The sequence below is a fragment of the Kamptonema formosum PCC 10802 genome, assembly GCF_000332335.1.
GTDB lineage: Bacteria > Cyanobacteriota > Cyanobacteriia > Cyanobacteriales > Oscillatoriaceae > Oscillatoria.
The window spans coordinates 2,381,490-2,398,190 of record NZ_KB235948.1 but is presented as its reverse complement, the minus strand read 5'-3'; the positions used below and the strand labels follow the sequence as shown (position 1 = coordinate 2,398,190).

Below are 16,701 nucleotides of genomic sequence, written 5' to 3'. Positions count from 1 at the left end.
AGAATAAGTCCTTTTTGATACCAAATGGGTGTCGCAATGTTTAGGGATGAACACCTGGCCACAGAGTTTGCCAGAGTTGTAGATAACTTTTACCCGAAAACAGGGGAAATGCTCCACCGCTGTTATTTGAAAGTTATCGAGTGTCAGATTGAGCGACTTCGCAAGCGCTTCTATTACCTGGGAATTTACTGCCCTGAGGAGGTAATGGCCGATATTCAAACCCAGAAAGATGTGCTGAAAGAAGTTGCAGAAAACATGGGTCTAGTTGAGGTAGTCTTCCTCAATGCCACACGACTGCTGCGCGATCCAAAGTCCAAGCTCAAGGAGCAAAACCCCCGCTTCTGGCTGGAACTGTACTGGATCGCAACACAGGGAAAATAAAATAATTATTTCCCTTTGTGCTGCGCCTTAGCAGCGGGTGCGTTCCGCAAAAGCAGTCCCCCACTTCTCCCGAGTGTTTTGGATCTCGGAACGCACCCCACATCCGGGAAATGCAGGCTTTTGATAGAGGCCATCTTATATATTTTGAATGGAAAAATTTATAGAAGGGTTACCTGACCTTTTGGAGGGGACAATGTTTGCTAAAGGATTTACTGTTGCAGGAGCCTCACTGGACTTGCTGGAAATCGGCGAGCGAGGGACTGTCACTCACTTTATAAATCCCGACAGCGCCACCTTCGCTCAATTGAGGGAGATGGGCATAACGCCAGGTCTTCCCGTCACACTCGAACAGCGCTCTCCCTGTTTTGTGATCAAAGCCGGCGAGACTCTCTTGCCACTCGCAAAAGAGATGGCTCGCTCAATTTATGTGCGGATTGCTAAATAGGGGGAGGTGCTGCTATGCCGATTGTCCACCGGGCTGGGGTGCGGGCGAGTCGGGTGTCACCACCCGGGGGACACCCGCACTCACTGCCGGCGCGTTCGCAGGTTTGCTTAATCCACGGCAATCATCACATCGGATGCCTTAATCACCGCGTAGACCTCCTTGCCCTCCGCAAGGCCAAGATTCTCAGCAGAGGTTTTTGTGATGATGGAAACCACCTCGACCCCGGGAGCAACTTCTACAGTTACTTCTGTGTTGATTGCTCCAGGCGCAACCTGTTTTACCGTGCCCTTGAGGGCGTTGCGAGCGCTAACTTTCATACCCCGATCCTGATAAACTATGTTTAGTCAATATCTACATTACCACACAATGAATTTAGCCACCCAGCACCGGCACGGCTTGCCCTTTTTCTTTAGCCTTTTTTCGGAATCTGCCTCACAGGCGTAAAAATAAAACCCTTTTCGTATAATTTGTTACAAACTTTTTGTAGAATCCCATATAATCTATTGTTAACCTAAACGCCAGTGCCACTTTCTCAGACAAATCCTTGGGGTGAAGCTTGTGAACAGAAGAAAGATTTTGAGTTTTATTCTCGCGAGTGCCGCTGGTCTGCTGTTGAGTCTGGGCATTCACCGGCTCGACAGTCCAGCCCCCGTCGCTCTAGCGCAGCAGCCAGTAAACCTGACGGTTTCAGCGGCTATCAGTCTGACCAATGCCTTGGAGGAAATCAAGACTCTTTACCAGCAAAGCAATCCCAATGTAAAAATTACGTATAACTTTGGCGCTTCCGGCGCTCTGGCGCAGCAAATTCAGCAGGGAGCACCGGCAGATGTGTTCTTTTCTGCAGCGACCAAGCAAATGGACACCCTTGAGAAAGCGGACCTCCTGCTTCCAGGAACGCGCCGCAACCTGCTGACGAATCGCCTGGTCTTGATTGTCCCCCTTAATGGCCTCAACCTGACAAGTTTCAAAGACTTGACAGATTCGCGAATCAAGCGCATCGCCATCGGGGAACCCAAAAGCGTGCCCGCTGGCCAATACAGCCAGGAACTGCTGACGAATCTGGGAATTTGGCAGCAAATTCAGCCGAAAATTGTATTCGGCAACAACGTCCGCCAGGTTCTCACTTTTGTGGAAACCGGCAACGCCGATACCGGCATCGTCTACACGACAGATGCCAAAGAATCCGATAAAGTACAAGTGAGGGCAACGGCTCCGGCAAATTTGCACTCGCCCATTGTCTATCCAATAGCAGCTATCAAAAGCAGCCGCAATGCCAGCGCAGCTAAAGCGTTTGTCGAATTTATCGCAAGCGATAACGCCAAAACTGTATTTGAAAAATACGGCTTTGGAACTGCCAGCTGATAGAAAAAGAAACCCGGTTTCTGGCTGCGACGCCCACGCCGCTCACAGATAAAACCAAAAATTTCAACTCCATGACTTTTGACTTTTCACCTTTATGGATCTCCCTGAAGTCGGCAGCGCTGGCGACTGCAATCACCTTCTTTCTGGGGATTGCCGCCGCGCGGTGGATGCAGGGAACTCGCATCAAAGGCAAAGCAATAATTGAGGGACTTTTCATCGCCCCCCTGGTGTTGCCGCCAACAGTGCTGGGGTTTTTGTTGCTGTTGCTGTTCGGCAGAAATGGGCCGGTTGGCCAGTTTTTGCTGCAATTCGGATTAACTGTAATTTTTTCGTGGCCGGCAACAGTGATTGCCGCCACAGTTGTAGCCTTCCCGCTGATGTACAAAACAGCTCTGGGAGCCTTTGAGCAAATCGACCCCACTCTCTTGCACGCCGCCCGCACTTTGGGGGCGTCAGAATGGACTGTTTTTTGGCGAGTGATGGTGCCGCTGGCGTACCCTGGAATTGTGGCGGGGGCAATTTTAGCATTTACGCGCGGGCTGGGGGAATTCGGCGCGACGCTGATGCTCGCCGGCAATATTCCCGGACAGACCCAAACTGTGCCAATGGCAATCTATTTTGCCGTGGAAGCCGGTGACATGAAGCAAGCTTCCATCTGGGTGGCGATTATCCTGGGGATTTCTCTCAGCGTGCTGGCTGCCGTCAATTACTGGTCTGCATCCGGGCGGCGCTTGGCTGCCGGCGCACCAGGAGATGCGATCGCCCTCACGGAGAGACAGCCACCGGCAGCGCCCCAAATGCCCTCCAGAGGCAACCGAACGCCTTCCGAAATAGGGCTGTTCGCGGACATTGAAAAGCCACTCCCCTGCTTTCCTCTGGATGTTTCCCTGAGTGCGGAGGGGGAGGTGCTGGGACTTTTGGGCGCTTCCGGTTCGGGAAAGAGCATGACTTTGCGCTGCATTGCCGGTTTGGAAACGCCCCGCCGGGGGAAAATTGTCTTGAACGGGCGCGTGCTGTTTGACTCGGAACAGGGAATGAACCTGCCCTCTCGCGAGCGCCGCATTGGCTTTTTATTTCAAAACTACGCCCTCTTCCCTCACCTAACCGTGGCACAAAATATTGCCTTCGGCTTGCCCAGAGGCCGACCGGCGTCCAGCGTCAACCAGGAGGTAGAAACCCAACTGGCTGCCTTCCAGTTGCAGGGATTAGAAAACCGCTACCCTCACCAACTTTCTGGCGGCCAGCAGCAGCGAGTTGCCCTGGCGAGAGCCCTAGCCAGCCAGCCAGAAGCAGTGTTGCTAGATGAGCCGTTTTCCGCACTGGACACCCACCTGCGCAGCCAGCTGGAAAAGCAACTGATTTCCCTGCTAGCGACTTACCGGGGCGTCACCCTTTTTGTGACCCACAATCTGGAAGAAGCTTACCGGGTTTGCCAAAATCTCTTAGTGATTGAGCGCGGCAAAGCAGTTGTTTGCGGTTCCAAACACAACATTTTTGAAAAACCTCCCACGTTTAGCGTTGCCCAACTAACAGGGTGTAAAAATTTTTCTGGCGCTGCCGCCACCGGCACCCAGCAGATAGAGGCCACCGACTGGGGCTGCACCCTGCAAGTTCTCGAACCGATTCCGGAGGATCTCAGCTGCGTGGGAATTCGCGCCCACCAGCTGAGCTTCCCGAACGACGCCAGTCAGGAAAATACTTTCCCCTGCTGGCTAGTGGCCACGAGCGAAACACCCCACCGGATGACGCTTTATCTGAAACTGCACGCTCCTCCGGAGAGCGACCGAGACTACCACTTGCAAGCGGAAGTCTTCAAAGAAAAATGGGCGGCTCTCAAAGACCGCCCCTTCCCTTGGCACATTCATATCCATCCATTGCGACTGCTTCTCCTGCGAGAATAGTCCATTTACAAAAACAAAGGAAAGCCTCAACAAACCGAGTTTCTTCAAGAAACACGGTTTCTGAACCGGCTTAACAATAACTGTCTAAATCAGCTCTAAGGGCGACCTTTGCGGTCGCCCTCCCCTAGCGGGTCAATCAGTAGAGCGAGAGATCGGTTTAGCCAACCGCCACCGGCTCGGCTTGTTGCTCTTCGCGGAATTGCTCAACCGCTGATTTTGCCGGTTTTTGCGCTCCCAAGCTCACGGCTTCCGCTTCAATTTCCGCTACCTGATCCCAAGCTTCAGCAGCTTCTTTAGAATTAGTCCCTTGGCTAGCAGAGAGGGAGCGAGCGTTGGAGATGGCCTTCTGGAGTTCTTTTTCCAGGAACAAGAGTTTGGGATTTTCTGTGAAGTCACTTTTCGTGAGAATGTCGGTAACAGAAATGATGCCCAGCAGATCGCCTTGGATCACCGGGGCCCGCCGGATGCCGGTGTTGGCGAACAGCCGCGCCACATATTCCACAGCCAGATCCGGATTCACCACGATACAAGGTTTGGTCATAATTTCGCAGACCCGCACATCTTTCGGATCTTTCCCGTAGGCCGCTACCTTGTACACAATATCCGTTTCGGTCACGATCCCGTAAGCGTCATTTTCGTTGCGGGGCTCCACAACCAAAGCCCGCAATTCCTTCAGCTTCATCAGCCTTACCGCTTCCGCCACAGTAGCAGAACCGCGAATAGTGGCCACGTCTTCAGTCATAATGTCTTTGGCTTTCATAATTACCAAATCCTTTTGTTGTTTTTCAGTGAAAATCAACCTCTTTATAAATTGCTGCCCTTCTCCCACACCAGCGAATCCATTTAGCAACCTTCGGGTCGCTCTACTTGAGTCGCTGCCGGTGGAAACTGAGACCAGACAGATTTCTTGAATTCATCTCCCACCCGAGAAAGTGGGCTGTTTTGCTTAAATAGGACTTCCGCCTCTCTCTCGACCCGTCCCATCTGGGGTTCTCCCCTTTGTCCCCCCATCTTAGGGGTGGCGCAGGCCAGTTTTAAAGTGCGTATCCCTATTGAATTCTACAATCGCCTGGGATTTATATCGGTGTAATTGGCAACAATTCATTCACTCTTTCAGAATATCACACCTCTCCCGAATTGTGCAACTTTTTTCGTAAAGTTTTGCAGCAAAAATCCGCGCTTTGTGACCGCACTCGCTTTACAAAAAGATAAACAAACTGCGCCGGCGTTTAATAGCAAAAATTCTCAATATCCGCCAAATTTTGCAACATTTCTTCACGCACAAAGCTGGCGTGATACGTTAGTATAGGTGAGAGACAAAAAGCAGTAAAAACCGCAATCGAAGGAAATTCAATCATGGCAACGCTAACTGGACTGACTCGCTCGGGCGAAACTTGGATACCCCAATTTGTTCAGGCCATTAACCAAAACAAATGTATCGGGTGTGGCAGATGCTTTAAAGTGTGTGGCCGCGACGTGCTGTTGCTGCGGGCGCTCAACGAGGATGGGGAATTTGTGGAGAACGAAGAAGAGGAGGAAATTGAGCGCAAGGTGATGACCGTCGTCAACCCAGACTACTGTATTGGCTGTCAGGCTTGTTCGAGGGTTTGTCCCAAAAACTGTTACACCCATGCCGCTTTACCTGTATGAGCCGGTTCCGCCAGCGCCGGTGAAAACGCAGAAACCCGGTTTCTCAAAGAAACCGGGTTTCTGGCCACTTTTTTCTTTAATCCGCTGCGGACGCATGGTGCCGGCAGACTTAACTCTGCCGGCACGGCTCTGGCTTTTTAACGTCATTTAATATAAAAAAATATCCGGTTAAACAATTAATTAAAATGCTGACTTGAAAATGTTTGTAGTTGGGCTTCAGCCCAATAGGTTTGTAGTTGGGCTTCAGCCCAATAGGTTTGTAGTTGGGCTTCAGCCCAATAGGTTTGTAGTTGGGCTTCAGCCCAATAGGTTTGTAGTTGGGCTTCAGCCCAATAGGTTTGTAGTTGGGCTTCAGCCCAGCAGGTTTGTAGTTGGGCTTCAGCCCAATAGGTTTGTAGTTGGGCTTCAGCCCAATAGGTTTGTAGTTGGGCTTCAGCCCAGCAGGTTTGTAGTTGGGCTTCAGCCCAGCAGGTTTGTAGTTGGGCTTCAGCCCAATAGGTTTGTAGTTGGGCTTCAGCCCAGCAGGTTTGTAGTTGGGCTTCAGCCCAGCAGGTTTGTAGTTGGGCTTCAGCCCAATAGGTTTGTAGTTGGGCTTCAGCCCAATAGGTTTGTAGTTGGGCTTTAGCCCAATAGGTTTGTAGTTGGGCTTTAGCCCAATAGGTTTGTAGTTGGGCTTCAGCCCAGCAGGTTTGTAGTTGGGCTTTAGCCCAATAAGCGGTCTGGCATTCGGGTACAACGCCTAACAGCTTATCAAACCACCGGCAGCAAAACTTGCGACGGAAATTCCCCCCCGCAGCTGACAGTCAGCGTAATAATCCGAGCGTCAATCAAACGCGATTTTCCCGCACTTAAACCCGTTCCCGAATTCACCGCATAAGCAGGAAAACAAGCCGCACTCAAACTGAGGCGCAAAGCATTTCCCCTAGCAACCCTCACGCAAGTTGATTGCAGAGAAATCAGCAACGGATCGCTATCCTCACCCGGATTGACGCGCAAATACCCCTGAGTGAAATTCCAAACACTGCCGTCAGGTTTCACCTCAGACAGCACCGCGCACAAGTCAAAACTCGGCGCGTCAGCTTCACACCAAATTTCTACCGCAACCTCCCCTGCCAGATGCAAATCTTCCGCCAGCGTTTCAGACGTATAAGTCAAAACATCCGCGCGACAGTCAATAGCAGAACGGTCAAATGACCCAGCAGGAATTGCCGCATGACCGCCTAGAGAAGGAACCGGTCGCCAAGGGTCATGCACAAACAGATCCTCAGGGCAAGTTTCTGGCAAACTTTCTGTCAGAGCGCCCTCATCTTCCCTCAAACAGGCAAGCCCTGTACTTGAGAAATAATAGGATTTGTGGTTATAAACCGGCCAGTTATCAAAGTAGCGCCACTGATTGCTGCCCATCTCGAATAGAGAAATGGGCGGCTCATCCAGCAACCCCGCATCCGCACCTTTAAGAAACTGATCGAACCAGCGCACCTGCAGCTCATCAACAGGAGTAGCCGCCTCTGAGCCAAAATCCGCCGCACCCACCTTGCGACCCCAAGGCAAATGCGCCCAAGGGCCAATGATAAGGCGCTGCGGAAAAGCGCTGCGATTTGCCATTTCTTTATAGAAACGCAGAGTGCCGCGCAAGTAAGTGTCGAACCACCCCCCGATATGAAGCGCCGGCATATCCACCCCGGCCATATTTGGGGAAAGTTTCTGCCAGTATTCCCCATCTTGGCAATTCTCCAACCACTCGTGATAAAATGAATCAGGCGCTAATTTTCGCAACAGGTCTGGACTGGCCGGCATCCTGTCATAAAGTGGCAGATTGCGAGAGGAATTAAACAGAGCGAGATAGGCGTCTTCATCCCCTCGCAAACGAGCTGTTTCTGCCGCCAGCTGAATCGCCCAACCCAGATTCGCTTGCAGGCAGAACGCTCCCCCCTCATAAGCCCAATCCGCATACAAATCCCAGGCAATCATCGCCGGGCAGATAGCTTTTAGCGCCGGCGCGCGGGAGGAAGCAGCGTACAGCTGAGTCATGCCCTGGTAAGAAAACCCATACATCCCCACATCGCCGGTGCTTCCCGGCAAACCGGCAGCCCAAGCAACAGTGTCAAACCCATCCTCAACCTCACTGGCGAATAATTTAAATTCCCCCTCAGAAGTGCCGCGCCCCCGCACATCCTGAATCACCACAATATAGCCCTGGGCGGCGTACCATCGCGGGTGAGCGTAAACCACAGTCGATGCGATCGCTCTCCCATAAGGCTGGCGCATCAGCAACACCGGAAAATTCCCCTCAGCGTCGGGGCGATAAATATCTGCATCCAAGCGCACCCCGTCGCGAGTGAGCATCGATGCCGTTTCTTTCGGACCTACTTTCAGCATAGCACCTCCCTATTCACACACCTCAATACTGCCAAATCCCCCTCATCAAAGTCAACACTTCAGCTCCCGGCGATTGGAAATCGCGGCTATACAAACGAAGTCCGCCTTCGCGGACTTAAGAAAAGAACGGGACTTTTACTCGTTCCCTGGCTCAGCCAGGGAACTACTTTCTGGAGGCAGAGCCTCCAGCTTCGAAATTTCCTACATAACCTGTGGCTGCCGGAACTTATAAATATCCTCAATTACCCGCACCCAACCATCAGAAAGAGATTCCAAAATCCGGTCGCCCTTTTCCTTAGTCGCCACAGTCGCATCGCCGAAAACCCCACTCTTAGACAAATCTCGCGTCACCCAAGCAAAAGGCAACTTGCCCTCCATACTCAGAAGACTGTCTTCAGGCAAACTCTCGGGGTACTCGCACACCGCCGCTTCCATATTAACCTGTTCTGGCAAAATAGACAGCATCAGGCTCGTCTCAGCATCCCCAGCGTGGATGCCCAACGCCGCCTCTTTTGGTGCCAGCAATTCCTTCGTAATATTAGGCACTCGCCACACAAACAGCGGAAAAACCAACAGATCGCCATACTTAACATGAAGGTCCCGCGCCGCAATCTCCATCACCTGCGGCTGCCCCCCGTGGGAATTCAGCAGCACCAGTTTGCGAAACCCCGCCCGGTAAACACTGTCAGCAATTTCCGCCAGCATTGCCAGCATCGTCTCGGCGCTCAACGTAATTGTGCCGGGAAAATGCCAGTGTTCGTTCGATTTTCCATAATATAGCGGCGGCAGGGCATAAGCGGGGATAGAAGCATCTAGTTTGTGCAGCGCCTTTCCCAGCACCGCCACACCAATCGCTGAATCCACAATCACCGGCAGGTGCGGACCGTGCTGTTCAATTGAGCCCACCGGCTGGACGATCGTCACATTTTCCTTATCCGGCATCGCCTGGATATCCGTCCAAGTCAGGTAGGGAAAAAAGCGCTCTGGGGGAATAAAGCCGTGCATCATATATCTTGGGGATTTTTCCTTGTTTCTTGACTGACATTGCCATTAGAGTGTGGGGAGGCGACATGTCGATCGTTGGTGTCATCTCCTAATCAATATCGCTACTGTTATAGTCCGCGAAGGCGGACTTCGTTTGTGTAGCCGCGATTTCAATCGCCGGGTAGTTCTAAGTTGACACCGATGCCTGTCGCTTCCCCCCAGATCAAACCTAAACTCGCTCCAGCCACGTCCGCATTTTACCAGGATTCAGCAGCCCGTAGGGGTCAACCATTTCCTTAAATTTCACCTGCTGCGGGTCCATGCGCTTGCGCCCCCCATCTTCTATGATGTAGGTGTGGGGGTTGGCAATAAACGCCCCGCACTCTTCGTGATAGCGAATAATCTCATTCAGGCGCGACTCGGTTGTGTAGCGGACAATTTGCAAGCCGGCGGGAATTGCCGCCCCACTCACCCGGATAAATTCCAAGTGCATCATCACTTCATCGCCAAAGTGGCGGTACATCTGCTCAACCAGCTTCAGACTCCTGTCCGCTGGGAACAGCGTCTGCAAATAAGTTAGGGACGGATCGGCACTGCGGGCGTGCAAAGTTGTGTGATTCCAAGTAAATTCAGCCACGGACGTGCCCTTGCTGGCTTCCTGAGCAGATTTTTGATAGCAAATATTGCCGCCAAAATCAGCGATTAAGCACTGCAGAGATTCCAGACAGGATTCTGCTACCATCAGTATAGCGCAGCTGGCAACGGCTGGAATTTGATTCTTGAAAGCGGCAAAGTAGGAAGGAATCGGCGCAGCGCAAACGCACACCAGCTTTTTTATCACCCCGTCGGCATCGCTGAGGGCTTGACCGAATCGAGCCGCTGCCATAAAATCGTCAAAGGCGACGATTAACTCCGCCCAAGGATAAGCCGGTGCCAGAGGCATTTCTAACTCCGTGATAATCCCATTCAACCCCCAGGCGTGGTTCACCTTGTAAACCTCATCGCCGCGCAATTCAATCGTGCGGGGTTCCTCCTCCACTGTCACCACGCGCAGGGCCAGGATATTGCCCCGATCGCGCAATTGCCCATATGTTACCGAACCAATTCCGCCACTCCCACCGGCAATAAATCCGCCTATCGTCGCCGTGCGGTACGTTGAGGGAACCATGCGCATTTCCCACCCAATTTCCCGCGCTTTCCTGTCAATTGCCACCAGTTTCGCCCCCGCCCCCACGCGGGCGATTGCCGGTTTCACCCAGCGTATCTCCTGCAGGAGCGTCATGTCCAAAATCACGCCGCCCTGCAGGGGAACGCACTGTCCGTAGTTGCCGGTTCCCGCACCCCGCACCGTCACCGGCACCTTAAATTTAACGCAAGCTGACGCCACCCGCAACACCTCCGCCTCGTTCTTCGGGCGCACCGCAACTTCCCCCGTTTTCCCCGACAATTTTTCTGTCAGAATCGGGCTAAAGGTGTGATAATCCCCTGAGAGTTTAGCCACTTGCGCGGGATCTGCAATCACCTCTATCCCAGCTAAGGCATCTTGAAACGCCTGCCAGTCTCTTGCTGCTGTTTGGGTAGCCGCCATAACCATTTTTGTTTTTATTTTGGATTTTGGATGAAAAGATTGTAGCGCATTTTTGAGAGCCGGTGGAGCCGCGCTGCATCCATCCCCAGCCGCCGGCACGAAGCCGAGAGGCCAGATGCCCTTGCCTCTACTTTATCCGAGTGCCTTCGCCACAGCTGCTCCCTGAAAGTCCCCAACTTTACTGACCGTCAAACCATCACTCAGCCCGCCCCTCCGGAGAAGCAAGATGCCGGTCCTGCCAAGTATATCCGTAAGCTTGGCGTTCCCTCCGACCCTCAATATCTAATGTCCGTTCCCAATTTGGCTGGTGCTATATAGCGTTTCTCAGTTGCATGAACTATGGCCCAGAAACCCGGTTTCTTAAAGAAACCGGGTTTCTCTGGGCAGTCCGGACTGACATCTCATAAAATTATAACACATCCTATTCCCTAATTGGTATAGCGGAACACTGCAACTTTCACCGGCAGCAGCTACAGTAAAGTCGTCAGCGTTCAGTTCATCCCCCACGGTGACACCGCAGCTCCCTCATTTTTACTCAGGGTTCCATATCACTTAAAGATGGAGAGGGCGGCAATGGATTCTCTGAGAGCTGATTTCTAAAGTAATTGTTAACCTCAATCCAGGAACCGGGAATCTTAAGGGTATTGCTAAATCAGCCTCCCGAGGTTATAAAAAAATAAAGATTTCCAGAGCCCTCTATTTCTATAGATAGAGTTTCCGCGAGACAAATTTACCTCTTTTGATAGCTGGGGGAGAATGTCTTAAGCAGCCAGTATAGACATAGATTTCGGACGGCAGTGCCGCATTGTAAATCGAAATAAATCTTACTTTGGCCATGCATGCGATGAGATTCTTCAAATCTTACACACCAATTTTTCGCAAAAAAACGCTTACGATTGATATCCAGCGTCTCCCCGGGGTGCGAGTCGTTCACTGGCAGATTGGAAACCTTAAGCTCTATTCGACATTCTACACCCAGTTCGATCAAGCTTGCATCCTTTGGGGGCTGCTCTCAGCAGTAATTTTTGGCACGGCGCAGTTTCTCCCCCTCAATTGGGGCGTTCAAGCCATCTTGTGGTCAGCGGTAACCCTGGCCGGTACGGTTGCGATGGTAGTAATGACTCAGTGTTCGGTGAGGGTGGAACGCCTCAGCTGGGTAGTCTATTGCTGGGTAATTTTGATGCTGGGCGGTCTGGCTATCACCGACCTGAGCATCTTCCTGGGTTGGGGGGAAGTTTTGATGCACATCTGCGATTTTTGGCTGGGTTTAATTGCCTTTGGCTACTTGTTTACCGGACTGGGAATGCAATCGCGAGCCATGATTTTTATCGGTCTAGTTCACCTGCTCGGTATCTCTATCTTGCCCTGCGTTGGCGCTTGGCAGTTTCTCACCACTGGAGCTGTGATGCTATCCACCTTGCTGCTGCTGGCTGAGTTGCGGTGGGATATGCCACCGTCATTCGGTACTGACGTGCTGACTGGAGAGCAAAATCAGTTCAGCCAGGAGCAGTACCAAATCTAGCAGATGAGTCACCGGAGGATGGCTGGCTAACAAGCCATCCCCCACACCGGCACTCGGTTATGGGTATATGCTGAGAAACCCGGTTTCTTAAAGAAACCGGGTTTCAGGGGCGTGAAAACTGCTATAATTGCACGGTCAAGAAAACCCTTTTGGCCAATAAGGATGAAAACATACGACTGGACTGTCGTCGGAGCCGGCATCACTGGTGCGGCGCTCAGCTATGAATTAGCCAAGAAAGGCTTTTCTGTCCTCCTATTAGAGCAACACCCAGCGCTGCAAAACGCAACTCGCCTCAGTTATGCCGGTGTTGGCTACTGGGCCGGCACCACAGAGCTGACGCGCCAAGTCAGCGCCGAAGGGATTGCGCTCCTGCGCGCCCTCTCCGAAGAATTAGACGCCAATATCCTGTTCCGCGAATTAGACCTTTTACTAACAGTTTCCGCCGGCGAAAACCCGGAACAAATTGCCGCTGGCTTTGCCAATTTCGCCATCCCGCCCCGATTGCTCAGCGTCAGCGAAGCCTGCGATCTCGAACCCCTACTCAATCCCAAATCGATCGCCGGCGCTCTAGCCGCCCGTCACGGCCACGTCCAGCCAGAATCTCTCGTGCGCGCCTACTGTCAAGCCTTTATCCGAGCCGGCGGCGCAATGCAAATTGCCCCCGTTTCCGGACTCCTGCGCGAGGGCAATTCCATCACCGGCGTCACCACTCCCACCGGCACCATTCGCGCCGCCAACGTCGCCATCTGCGCCGGCGGACTGACTCGCTCCACCCTCAAAGCCGCCGGTATCGACACGCGCGTCTATTTTACCTGTACTGAACTTCTCGAAACGCCCCCCGTCCACACCCACCTGCGAACTTGTGTCATGTCAGCGAGCAACCAGCGCTTGCAATTAGAAACCCGCGCCAGCACCCCAGACGCTGAAAAACTTTGGGACAGACCCGATCGAGAATTGGCACCGCCTATCCTCGATGCCGGTGCAATTCAGTTTCTAGACGGCAGAATCAAAATCGGACAGATCAGCCGAGCCTTAACCAACCCCAGCCTTCCCAACCCTGCAGTAGACCCCGCCGAAAGTGAAGCCGCAATGCGCACTGAAATCGCCAAAATTTTGCCGGCTTTAGCCAACCTCCCAGCAACCTGGCACCAGTGCACGGTCGCATTCAGTCCCGATCAGCTCCCCTTCATCGGAGAAATCCCCGGATTCCAGGGCATTCATCTCTTCTCCGGTTTTAGCAGTCCCCTAGTCTTCGCCCCCCCTCTAGCGCGGCGATTTGCCCGCTTCGCCGCCACCGGCACCGACGAGATTGTCCCCCAGCTCTCCCCCGCAAGACAGACGTAGGACAGGCGTCCCGCCCCTCCCCCCTCCCCCCCGGAAGGCGTAGGACAGGCGTCCCGCCTGTCCCCCCTCCCCCGGAAGACGTGAAAAACCCGGTTTCTTTAAGAAACCGGGTTTCTGGCGTCACTGATATATTTTCCGATTAAATGATTTTCACAAATACTCGAGTTTAGACCGGTTTTGTATATATGCTTTCTTCCGGATATTGCAAAATTTGCCCTAATTCGCCCCCGCAGCGGTGCGGCCAGTCTGCTTTTCGGGGCCCAATTGCCCCCTGCCGGTGGCCATCAGCCCCAGTTCGCGGCCATTTTTCGTCCACCGGACACTAAATGAGATAACTTACGATTAAATGATTTTCACAAAACCCCGACTTTAGACGGTTTTTGTATATATGCTTTCTTCCGGATAAGATAAAATAATAATGCTGCTTGTCCGGCAGGGGAGGCAGTCGCGACGATCTGCGCACACCACCACCAATGAAAATTCGCAAGGGCGGCGGACGATCCAGTAGGGCTAAAGCCCAACTACGAACCTTTTCAAGTCAGAGCCTCCCGATGCGCGTTCCCAGGCTCCGCCTGGGAACGAGGGGATTCTCCCCCTCTCCCCTTGTGGGAGAGGGGGTTGGGGGGTGAGGGGTAACGCTGACAGCTTTCCCAAAGAAACCGGGTTTCTAGCTGTTGGGCCAGGTGCCTACCGGGATTTCATACCGGCAATCGCGTCCTTGGCCATTGCCGCAATCGCCTGGTCTGTCGCCTTGGGCAAATGATAATATTTCCCACCGGCAGTTTTGGCCAGTTCCTTGGCAAAGCCGGTGGAAATAAACTTATTCTCCGTATCGATCACCAGCAGCTGAACACCCAGCGCCCGAATCTTCGCGGCAATTTCCAGCAATTCCCCCTTAATATCCGGCTTTTCGCCATCCACAACCGGCTCGCCCAGAGAGCGCGCCAGGGGAATATTCCCCCGCCCGTCGGTAATCGCCACAATCACCACCTGGCCAATATCCCCAGACTGCTGGGCATTGACACCCACGCGCACCGCCTGAGTCAGCCCGTGGGCCAGAGGCGAGCCCCCGCCGCAGGGGAGCCGTTCCAGACGCCGGCGCGCGGTGGTGATGGAACGAGTGGGGGGCAGCAGCACATCCGCTTGCTCGCCCCGGAAGGGAATCAGGGCCACTTGGTCGCGGCTTTGATACGCTTCCTGCAGCAGCTGCATCACCGCACCCTTCGCGGACTGCATGCGGTTGAGCGCCATCGAGCCCGAGGCGTCCACCACAAACACGACTAGGGCACCGGCTTTTCTGGCCAGACGCTTGGCGCGGACATCACCTTCTTCGACGAAAACGCGCCGGCGGGGAGGGGGTGCCGGGATTTGGGGATTTGGGGATATTTCTGCGGTTTCGCGAGCGAGTCTCTCGCGCCGGGCTTTTTGGTAAGGCGCAGCCGCCCTCAGGGTGGCATCCACTGCAATTCGCCGCACTTTACCTTTGGGCAGCACCGGCTTGACGTAGCGCCCCCGATCGTCGGAGAAAATCACGCTGCGGCTGCCGGACTTGCCCCGCCGGCTGGCCATTTGCGCGAAGTAGAGCACGGAGTCGTCGAGAAGCACCCCTTCCGGGTCAAAAAGAAACTCTTCCGGCACAGTCGCCTGCTGTTCCTCCGGGGGTTCGGGGTTTTCTTTGTCTTCCTCTTCCTCTTGCTCTTGCTCAGAGTCATCCTGGGGTGGCGGTGGCGGCGGCGGTGGCGGCGGCTGCTGTTCGGGGGGCGTCTGGACAATGGTGGCGCGGGGGACGATAACGAGCTCTACAGCGCGGCGCAAATCCTCGGCGCTGACGGCGGTGCGCCCTTCCAGGGCTGCCGCTGCCTTGGCCACGCGGACGGCGAACAGTTCGGCGCGGTGTCCCTGGACGCCTCCCCGAATGGCTTCTTCGACGAGATAGGCGATTTGCTCGCCGGTGATGCGGACTTCCTTGAGCCACTCCCGCGCCAGGATTACCTGGGTTTTGAGGGTGTCGGTGTCTTCGGCGTACTGTTCGAGGAAGGTTTGGGGGGAGCTGGCGTAGGAGAGGGCTTGCTCCACGGCTCGCACCCGGTCGTCCATTCCCAGCACGCCGTCAGCGGAGAGGGCAATGGCAATCCGGTCGAGCAAGTGCTCCCGCAGCGGGCCTTCTTCGGGGTTGTAGGTGGCGATCAGCAGGGGTTTGCAGGGGTGCTGGAAGCTGATGCCCTCGCGCTCGATCGGGTTGCGCCCTTCTGTGAGTGCGGACAGCAGCAGGTTGGCGATGTTGTCGTCGAGCAGGTTTATTTCATCGACGTAGAGGACGCCCCGGTGCGCCGCTGCCAGCAGCCCGGGCTGGAAGATGGTTTCGCCCCGTCTGACGGATTGCTCGACATCCACAGAACCCAGGAGCCGGTCTTCTGTTACGCCCAGGGGGATTTGCACGAAGGGTGCGGGGATGACTTCCGTGGGGACCTCACCGGCGGTGGGAACCTCTGATTTCTCGTCCGGACAGTAGAGGGCGCGGGTGTAATCGTCCCACTCTTCGGGCTTGTTGGGGTCGCAGTTGCTGACAGACCCCTTGACAATTTCAATCGGTGGCAGTAAGGCGTGCACGGCGCGTGCCATGACGGATTTCGCGGTGCCGCGACGACCGGAAATGGCCACCCCTCCCAGTCCCGGATCGACCGCTGACAGCAGCAGGGCTTGTTTGATGGCTTCTTGACCGACAACAGCGATCAGGGGAAATGCAGTGGTGGACGCGCTAACAGGTGCGGGCATCGTTGGCAGTGTGGGTATTCGAGGGTGAGTGGCCGTTTTCTTCAGGATACCTCACCGGCGGCCCCGCCGCAGTGCCTGCCGCCCAATAGGCGAGCCGGCGTGCTGAGAAAGCCGGCCTCGCAATTTTTTAAATGCTATACATTAAGAATTTTTAAATGCCTCCTGACAAAAGGTATCAAAAATCAACAATAATACAAACATAGTAAAGCGCTCACCCCTCTCCCCCAGAGCGGTACGGCAGCAAACGGGTGCGTCTCAATCCCTCAGGCATTGTTTGCAGTTGGGCTAAAGCCCAACCCGCTCCCCCCGCCTCACAATCAAGGTGCTATTCTTTCCCGCTCAGAGAAAGCCGCCCCGCCCCTGGCTATGA

The 16,701-nt window shown here is 54.0% G+C and carries 14 protein-coding genes; 7 read left to right on the top strand and 7 right to left on the bottom strand.

All coding sequences use genetic code 11. The annotated features are described in order from the left end of the window. Positions 1–24 precede the first annotated feature (24 nt). Together OSC10802_RS0110140 and OSC10802_RS0110135 are read left to right on the top strand one after the other, a co-directional pair. Complete coding sequence (locus OSC10802_RS0110140; protein WP_198525093.1) at positions 25–381, top strand: hypothetical protein; 357 nt, start codon at positions 25–27, stop codon at positions 379–381. A gap of 193 nt (positions 382–574) precedes the next feature. Further along, on the top strand, positions 575–826 hold the full coding sequence (locus OSC10802_RS0110135; protein ID WP_017716672.1) for a FeoA family protein: 252 nt from the start codon (positions 575–577) through the stop codon (positions 824–826). A gap of 107 nt (positions 827–933) precedes the next feature. On the opposite strand, the gene OSC10802_RS0110130 is transcribed toward OSC10802_RS0110135, so the two are convergent. Then, complete coding sequence (locus tag OSC10802_RS0110130) at positions 934–1,143, bottom strand: TOBE domain-containing protein (RefSeq protein WP_017716671.1); 210 nt, start codon at positions 1,141–1,143, stop codon at positions 934–936. A gap of 259 nt (positions 1,144–1,402) precedes the next feature. Here OSC10802_RS0110130 and modA point away from each other — a divergent pair, with 259 nt between their 5' ends. Continuing rightward, positions 1,403–2,188 (top strand): molybdate ABC transporter substrate-binding protein, encoded by a 786-nt coding sequence (modA, locus tag OSC10802_RS0110125; protein ID WP_369797068.1) that lies wholly within the window; start codon positions 1,403–1,405, stop codon positions 2,186–2,188. 71 nt (positions 2,189–2,259) lie between these two features. After that, positions 2,260–4,089, top strand: a complete 1,830-nt coding sequence (gene modB / locus OSC10802_RS0110120; RefSeq protein ID WP_017716669.1) for a molybdate ABC transporter permease subunit — start codon at positions 2,260–2,262, stop codon at positions 4,087–4,089. 157 nt (positions 4,090–4,246) lie between these two features. Here the strand turns inward: modB and OSC10802_RS0110115 are convergent, their stop codons facing one another. After that, positions 4,247–4,849, bottom strand: coding sequence for a CBS domain-containing protein (locus OSC10802_RS0110115; RefSeq protein WP_198525092.1), 603 nt, complete (start codon positions 4,847–4,849; stop codon positions 4,247–4,249). Between the two features lie 596 nt (positions 4,850–5,445). On the opposite strand from OSC10802_RS0110115, the gene fdxB reads away from it, so the two are divergent. After that, on the top strand, positions 5,446–5,739 hold the full coding sequence (gene fdxB, locus OSC10802_RS0110105; protein WP_017716666.1) for a ferredoxin III, nif-specific: 294 nt from the start codon (positions 5,446–5,448) through the stop codon (positions 5,737–5,739). Positions 5,740–5,848: 109 nt separating this feature from the next. Here the strand turns inward: fdxB and OSC10802_RS0110100 are convergent, their stop codons facing one another. From OSC10802_RS0110100 to OSC10802_RS0110085, 4 genes are all read right to left on the bottom strand, one after another. Further along, complete coding sequence (locus OSC10802_RS0110100; RefSeq protein WP_017716665.1) at positions 5,849–6,475, bottom strand: hypothetical protein; 627 nt, start codon at positions 6,473–6,475, stop codon at positions 5,849–5,851. Positions 6,476–6,489: 14 nt separating this feature from the next. Beyond that, positions 6,490–8,118, bottom strand: coding sequence for a CocE/NonD family hydrolase (locus OSC10802_RS0110095; RefSeq protein ID WP_026098352.1), 1,629 nt, complete (start codon positions 8,116–8,118; stop codon positions 6,490–6,492). Positions 8,119–8,319: 201 nt separating this feature from the next. Further along, positions 8,320–9,123: a creatininase family protein gene (locus OSC10802_RS0110090; RefSeq protein WP_017716663.1), complete on the bottom strand. Its 804-nt coding sequence runs from the start codon at positions 9,121–9,123 to the stop codon at positions 8,320–8,322. A 208-nt stretch (positions 9,124–9,331) separates the two neighbouring features. After that, positions 9,332–10,690 carry an FAD-binding oxidoreductase gene (locus tag OSC10802_RS0110085; RefSeq protein ID WP_017716662.1) on the bottom strand — a complete coding sequence of 453 codons (1,359 nt, stop codon included), beginning with the start codon at positions 10,688–10,690 and terminating at the stop codon, positions 9,332–9,334. 844 nt (positions 10,691–11,534) lie between these two features. On the opposite strand from OSC10802_RS0110085, the gene OSC10802_RS0110075 reads away from it, so the two are divergent. Together OSC10802_RS0110075 and OSC10802_RS0110070 are read left to right on the top strand one after the other, a co-directional pair. Further along, positions 11,535–12,212, top strand: a complete 678-nt coding sequence (locus OSC10802_RS0110075) for a hypothetical protein (RefSeq protein ID WP_017716661.1) — start codon at positions 11,535–11,537, stop codon at positions 12,210–12,212. A gap of 162 nt (positions 12,213–12,374) precedes the next feature. Continuing rightward, entirely contained in the window at positions 12,375–13,556 is a 1,182-nt protein-coding gene (locus OSC10802_RS0110070) for an NAD(P)/FAD-dependent oxidoreductase (protein ID WP_017716660.1), read from the top strand. A gap of 687 nt (positions 13,557–14,243) precedes the next feature. On the opposite strand, the gene bchD is transcribed toward OSC10802_RS0110070, so the two are convergent. Beyond that, entirely contained in the window at positions 14,244–16,331 is a 2,088-nt protein-coding gene (bchD, locus tag OSC10802_RS0110060; RefSeq protein WP_017716658.1) for a magnesium chelatase ATPase subunit D, read from the bottom strand. Positions 16,332–16,701 lie beyond the last annotated feature (370 nt).